Source organism: Pseudoalteromonas sp. Z1A6, from assembly GCF_011378745.1.
Lineage (GTDB): Bacteria > Pseudomonadota > Gammaproteobacteria > Enterobacterales > Alteromonadaceae > Pseudoalteromonas > Pseudoalteromonas arctica.
Genome location: NZ_WTKW01000250.1, coordinates 1 through 6,338 on the forward strand (window position 1 = coordinate 1; position 6,338 = coordinate 6,338).

Sequence of the window (6,338 nt, forward strand, 5' to 3'; positions counted from 1 at the left end):
CTGGAAGCGCTTCCACAAAGCTCAGTTAAATGAATTTTTCTGGAAGCGCTTCCATACATTTGACAATGTTTATAATTACACAATAACAGCCCCATACAGCTGTTAATAATAATGATAAAAGTGCGAGGGAAACCGAATGTCCAACCATATTGTAAGAAAAACAAAGATAGCGACCAGCCTATCTCTGATTTTAGGCGCATCAATCTCTTTACCTGTATATGCACAAGAAGCAAATACAGATGTTGAAGTAATTCAAGTTACTGGTTTTAAAAGTAGTATTAAAGAGTCAACTCGATTAAAACGCGACGCCGCAGGTGTTGTAGATGCTATATCAGCTGAAGATATTGGTAAATTCCCCGATACCAACTTAGCCGAGTCGCTACAGCGTATTACGGGTGTGTCGATTGATCGTTCAAATGGTGAAGGCTCTAAAGTAACGGTTCGTGGTTTTGGTCCCGACTACAATATGGTAACCCTAAACGGTCGAACTATGCCGGCAGCTTCATTGCCTTCAGGCGGTGGTACACCAAGCTCTCGTGCTTTTGACTTTGCAAACTTAGCGTCTGATAGCGTTAAGTCGGTTGAAGTATATAAAACAGGTAAAGCAAGTATTGCATCTGGTGGTATTGGCGCAACAATTAATATAAATACCGCTCGCCCGCTCGACAATCCAGGCTTTGTTTCAAGCATTGGCGTAAAAGCATTACACGACTCAACAAACCGCGTTGGTGATGACATAACACCTGAGCTTTCGGGCTTAATTAGCTGGACCGACAGTGAAGCTAAATTTGGTGCCTCGTTAACTGCAAGCATGCAACAGCGCGATAGCTCATCAACAGGTGCGTTTGTAAATCAATGGAATACATCTGCTTTTGACGGCACAATCCCACAAGCAGCAGATGATATTGTTTTAACTAATGCACCCGCTGCTGGCCAGCTTTATTCAATGCCATCAGATTTGCGCTACACCATTGCCGACAGAGAACGTACTCGTACAAACGCACAATTAACGCTGCAGTACAGCCCTATTGACGATTTAACAGCCACGCTTGATTACACGTATTCTAAACAAGATTTGTTCGAAGCCCGTGCTGAGCAATCAATATGGATGGATAACTACAAAAGCGCGCTAACATTTGACGATAACACAGTAAAAACCCCTATTTACTACCGAGAAGAACGTCGCGATCAGCAAACACGCGATTTAGGTTTAGCGTTTCAAGAGCTAAACCAAGTTAACCAAAACGACTCTATTGGTTTAAACGTTGAATACTATTTCAATTCAGAATTGAGCTTTATGTTTGATGCGCACAATTCAAAAGCCACTAGCAAACCAGATGCACCTTACGGCAGCTGGGTAAACGCAGGTTTGGGCGCAAACGTAGTTAACGCACAAGAAGTTGATTTTAGCCGTGAGCTTCCATCAATGAGTATCGATTTTGATGATTGCCGCCGAGACAACTTAAATTGCAATAACACATTAGATGCCTCTGATGTGGGTACGTCTATTTTAGATTCTAACTTTGCTCGCCAAGAGTCTGAAATAACAGAATTTAGAATCCATGGTAAATACGAAATTGAAAACGGCGCAATTGACTTTGGTATAGAGTCTCGCTCTATGGAAAGCCATTCACTGCAATCACTTACACGTAATACAATGGGTAACTGGGGGATAGAAAACCCAGGCGAACTACCTGATGGCTACCTAAACCCAACAAACTTTTTAGCTGAGTTTGACGACTACGATACATCGGGCTCGTTCAACCAAGGTTATACCGGCAGCGCATCGCAAATTGGTTACTGGGCAGGTGAAGAATACGGCTTTAACTTTGCAGCCGATGGCGCATTTGCAACTAACCGCACCATTGAAGAAGATATAACCGCAGCGTTTGTGCAATTTACTTACAACGGCTACATTGGCGATATGCCATACAACATTGTTATTGGCGCACGCCAAGAGTCTACTGACATTACCTCAACGGCTAATATCGATTTACCTAACGCAGTAGCATGGGAAGGTAATAACGACTTTAATGTTCGCTTTGGCTCAGATAAAGAAGATTTCACGCTTAAATCTAGCTACGATCACTTTTTACCAAGCTTTGACTTTGACATAGAAGTAATCGAAAACGTAAAAGCTCGTTTTTCTTATAGCACAACAATTGCTCGCCCAACTTACGACAACTTAAGTTCAGCAGCGACTGTTGGTGTACCAGGCGCCCCTACTCTTTTAGCGGGTTCTTCACCGGCTACAGCGTCAACGGGTAATCCGGGTTTAGTGCCGCTTGAATCAGATAATATTGATGTATCGGCTGAGTGGTACTTTGCAGAAACAAGTTATGTGTCGGTAGGTTATTACACTAAAGACATCGAAAACTTTATTGGTTTAACACCCATGACGCAAAACTACTACGGATTACGCGATGCAACAGCGGGCCCTCGCGCTCAAGCAGCCATTGCTGAGCTAGAATCTCGCGGACTTGCAGTAACCGATTCAAACTTATTTCAAATGGTTGGCGCAACAGAAAACAACGTTGATTTTGACTCTATGACCTACGAAGAGTTTGAAGCCGCCTACGATGTAATTGCTAACAGCGATGACCCATTACTAGAATTTACAGCGCAAGTACCTACCAACAATAAAAATGCCACCATTGATGGTTTTGAAGTTGCCTTTCAGCACTTTTTTGGTGAAAGCGGTTTTGGTGTTCAAGCAAACTACACCACAGTTAATGGCGACATAGACTTTGATGTAAACGCTGACCCTACTACAACACAATTTGCACTAGTGGGTTTAAGCGATACAGCTAACTTTATAGCAATGTACGAAAACGATGATTTTCAAGCACGTATTGCTTACAACTGGCGTGATAAGTTTTTAAATAGCGCAGCTCGATACGTAAATGAGCCAGGCTTTACTGAAGAATATTATCAAATCGACTTTAATGTTGCGTACAACTACAGCGAGCAACTATCGTTTTTTGTTGAAGGCCTTAATATTACTGAACAAAACAGCCGCGAACATGGCCGTACGTCAGCTCAATTGTGGAACCTACAACAGCTAGGCGCACGTTACAATATTGGTATGCGTTACAACTTCTAAAGGTAATACAAAGTAAAGCCGTTAGTTTTTACTAGCGGCTTTTTTGTATTTAAAACAATATTAATGCTAGTTTAAATGTTATCAACTTTAGGGTGTTAACTCATGATCAAACCAATAACAAAAATAGTCGTTTTAGGTGGAGGTACTGCCGGCTGGCTAAGCGCAGGCTTATTAGCCGCCGAACACCCGCACCTGAATGTAACGTTAGTTGAGTCGGCAAACGTGCCTATATTGGGTGTGGGCGAAGGCACGTGGCCGTCAATGCGCAACACCCTACAGCGCATTGGCATTAAAGAAAGTGATTTTATAACCCAGTGCGACGCGTCATTTAAGCAAGGTTCTAAATTTATAAATTGGCGAAACCTCAGCGAGGGAGAAAACTACTACCACCCTTTTATGAATCCACAAGGCTACGAGCACACTAATTTACACGCCAGTTGGCAACGTATTGCACCTAACCAAAAATTTGCCGACGTTGTTAATATGCAAAGCTTTGTATGCCAAGCAGCACTAGCACCAAAGCAATTACAAACACCTGAATATGCAGCAGTTACCAACTATGGCTATCATTTAGATGCGGGTAAATTTGCTGAGTTTTTAAAAAATCACTGCGTTAAAAACCTAAATGTTTCGCATATTATCGACGATGTAACCGAGGTTATTAACGACGAGCATGGCTATATTGCCTCATTAAAAACAAATAATAATGGCGATATAACGGGTGATTTATTTATAGATTGCTCAGGCTCTCGCGCTCGTTTAATTGGTGAGCATTTTAATAGTGAGTTTATAGCGCAAGATCATATTTTATTTAATAACAGCGCTGTTGCGGCGCAAATACCTAATGCACACGCCGATCAGCCAGTTGCCTCTGCTACGTTATCTACAGCGCAAAGTAACGGTTGGATTTGGGATATAGCCCTGCCAACGCGCCGTGGTACAGGTTATGTATTTAGTAGTAAATATCAAAGCGATGAAAGCGCAACAAATACTCTAAAAAGCTACATAGCTAAAAGTACCAGTGAGCAACAAGCTGAGCAACTTAACTACCGCGTATTAAAATTCAGCCCTGGTTACAGGCAAAAATTTTGGATTAAAAACTGTGTTGCCGTAGGTATGTCAGCTGGCTTTTTAGAGCCTCTTGAAGCGTCAGCACTTGCCATGGTTGAGCTTTCAATTAGCATGATAAGCGAGCAACTCCCGCAAAACCGCACCCACATGAGCCAGCTTGAAACGCGTTTTAATGAGCGTTTTAGCACTCGTTGGCAGCGCGTTATTGAGTTTTTAAAACTTCATTATGTGCTAAGCGAGCGCGACGACACTCCTTATTGGCAAGATATTAGTAATTTAAATACCGCGCCCGAGCGCCTGCAAAACTTACTTAAACTTTGGCAATTTCAACCCCCTAGCCGCTTTGATTTTATTGAAAACGAAGAAGTGTTTTCATCAAGCAGTTACCAATACGTTTTATATGGCATGGGCTTTAATACACAAACAGTATCTGCACAAAATACATTTAACGACCCACGTGCTGGGGATTACTATTATCAGCAAAATCGCGAAAAAATAGCGCAGTGTTTAAATGGAATACCAAGTAATCGCGCGCTTTTAAATCACCTTTTATCAAATAATGGGCAGCCACATAATGACTAAAACAAACGCTGTTAAAAACGTAGTAATTGCTGGAGGCGGCACTGCAGGTTGGATGGCCGCAGCGGCACTTGCTAAACTAGTTGGTAACAATATAAACATAACCCTTGTTGAATCTGACGATATTGGCACTGTAGGTGTTGGCGAAGCAACAATTCCGCCTATTCGTACATTTCATAAATTGCTGGGTATAAACGAGCAAGCATTTATGAAAGCCACTCAAGCAAGCTTTAAATTAGGTATTAGCTTTGAAAACTGGGGCGATGAAAACACGCATTATATTCACTCATTTGGCGCAACGGGCAAAGAATGTTGGGCGGGTGAATTTCATCACTTTTGGTTGCAAGGTAAAACTTTAGGAATAAACAACCCATTTGGCGATTACTGCTACGAGCTGCAAGCAGCTAAAGGCGGTAAATTTGCGTTTAATCAGCAAAATCCCATTAACTATGCCTACCATATGGATGCCACACGTTACGCGCAGTTTTTACGTGAATTTTCAGAGCCATTAGGTGTAAAACGCATTGAAGGTAAAATACAAAAAGTAGTAAAAAACACTAAAACGGGCCATATAGAATCGCTTACTTTAAATAATGGCGAGCACATTAACGGCGACTTTTTTATTGATTGCACCGGCTTTAGAGGCTTATTAATAGAGCAAGCATTGCATACTGGCTACGAAGACTGGTCGCATTTACTACCGTGTAACAGCGCCATTGCCGTGCAAACAAAATCAACCAGCGAGACCGTATTGCCACTTACCCGCTCTATTGCCCACAAAAGCGGCTGGCAATGGCGTATACCGCTGCAAAACCGTGTAGGCAACGGATTAGTTTATTGCAGCCAATATATGGATGACGAACAAGCCAAAGCGCTACTATTAAATAACATTGAGGGCGAGCCACTTACAGAGCCGCGTATTATTAAATTTAAAACAGGGCGTCGCTTAAAAGGCTGGAACAAAAACTGCCTAGCGCTTGGCCTTGCTAGCGGTTTTGTAGAGCCACTTGAGTCCACCAGCATTCACTTAATTATGTCGGGTATTATTCGCTTCATGCGTTTATTTCCGTTTAATGGCATTACCAATCACGCAATTGACGAATACAACAAACAGCTTAAAAGCGAAATTGAAAATATTCGCGACTTTATTGTGCTGCACTACAAAGTAACTAATCGCGATGACAGTGAGTTTTGGCAACACTGTAGCGCCATGGAAGTGCCAAAAACACTTCAACATAAAATTGATTTGTTTAAGCAAACCGGTCGTGTATTTTTAGACGATGGCGATATTTTTAGAGTCGATTCGTGGGTGCAAGTTATGCTTGGTCAAGGTATTGAGCCTAATCAACATCATTTAATAGCCAGCATGATGAGCGATGAAGAACTCACCCGTTTTTTACACGGTATTAAGCAACAAATAGAGCAACGCGTAAGCCAATTACCGCCTCACCATGATTTTTTAAAGCAGTATTGCCCAGCGTAAAAAAAGCCCTTACTAGGGCGTGTTGTTCTTTGGTGGTTAAATTTGCAGCAGCATATTTGGTTTTTAGGCAAGGCAGAGCCTATGTAGTGTGGTTATTCCCCA

3 protein-coding genes are annotated in these 6,338 nt (G+C 42.0%); all 3 read left to right on the forward strand.

The features are described from left to right. The first annotated feature begins 136 nt into the window (after positions 1-136). Positions 137-3,103 carry a TonB-dependent receptor gene (locus GQR46_RS14530; RefSeq protein ID WP_165741315.1) on the forward strand — a complete coding sequence of 989 codons (2,967 nt, stop codon included), beginning with the start codon at positions 137-139 and terminating at the stop codon, positions 3,101-3,103. A 102-nt stretch (positions 3,104-3,205) separates the two neighbouring features. Next, on the forward strand, positions 3,206-4,756 hold the full coding sequence (locus tag GQR46_RS14535) for a tryptophan halogenase family protein (protein ID WP_165741316.1): 1,551 nt from the start codon (positions 3,206-3,208) through the stop codon (positions 4,754-4,756). Beyond that, positions 4,749-6,236, forward strand: a complete 1,488-nt coding sequence (locus GQR46_RS14540; protein WP_165741317.1) for a tryptophan halogenase family protein — start codon at positions 4,749-4,751, stop codon at positions 6,234-6,236. Before GQR46_RS14535 ends, GQR46_RS14540 begins: the two co-directional genes overlap by 8 nt. Positions 6,237-6,338 lie beyond the last annotated feature (102 nt).